Source organism: Mesorhizobium sp. M7A.F.Ca.AU.002.02.1.1, from assembly GCF_003998535.1.
In the GTDB taxonomy this organism is placed as follows: Bacteria; Pseudomonadota; Alphaproteobacteria; order Rhizobiales; family Rhizobiaceae; genus Mesorhizobium; species Mesorhizobium ciceri.
The window spans coordinates 1-918 of record NZ_RZPB01001309.1; the positions used below are offsets into that span (position 1 = coordinate 1).

The 918-nt window shown below is 61.7% G+C and carries 2 pseudogenes; both read left to right on the forward strand.

What is annotated here, in order from left to right:
* Positions 1–230: pseudogene (locus tag EN879_RS39265) on the forward strand (nucleotidyl transferase AbiEii/AbiGii toxin family protein); the annotation flags it as partial.
* Between the two features lie 105 nt (positions 231–335).
* Positions 336–918 (forward strand): annotated as a pseudogene (locus EN879_RS37345) (SIR2 family protein); the annotation flags it as partial.

Here is a 918-nt window from a genome sequence, read left to right on the forward strand (position 1 = left end):
AGGCCGTGTACTTTCGATCGAGCTGGGCGAGCTACGATACCGCCCACCCCGGCACGTTGCGCCTCATGCCCGCCCAGCACCGCCTGAAAGATTTGCGCGCCGACTACTCGGCCATGCAGGCGATGATGTTCGACGAGACATCTTATTCGTTCGACGAGATCCTCGCGCGCATCGAAACGCTGCAAGCGACGCTCAACACAGATGTGCCGGCCGCTGACACGCCGAAATAGCGCCTGCTGTCGGAGCATGGCGTTCCACTTGGCGGTGTCGCTATCTAGCCGCGCGCGCCATGCTCTTCTACGGTCACTATCTATCCGCGCGTCGAAAGCCAAAGTATGTCAGCTGCGCCAAGCGCTTCAACGATTTCCGTTCGTCAAACCCTCGACATCCTCGATGGTCCCTTTCGCAGCGTCGCGACGGGCATCGCCGAGGACCAGTATGCCTTTTGGCTTGGTTCGGGCATCTCATTCGGACGGGTAGATGGCCTGAAGCACATCATCGTGCGTGTGATGGAGTTTCTGCGCCAGCAGAGCGATCCGGCCAACCCCAACTGCCCCTATAACATAGCCCTCAAGCGTGCCCTCGGCCTCGCCCCGCTGTCGGCCGACGAATGGGCAAGGGTCGATTTCACCCTTGGCTTCGCCGCTTGGCCGGACCAGGCCGCCATTGTCGCGCGGCTGACCAACAATTATGCTCGGCTGCTCGACGTCACCGTTGCCGGCAAGGCCGATGACTATTTGCTGTGGGACGGCGTGGGCGTCCCCGCCACCTTCGCGAACCCCGCCATCGAACCCGATGTCGAGCATCTATGTATGGGCATTCTAGTTCTCGAGGGCAGTGCGTCCAGCATCGCCACGGCGAACTGGGACGGACTGGTCGAGAAGGCTGTTGCCGAACTGACGGGAGGCGTTCCCAAGC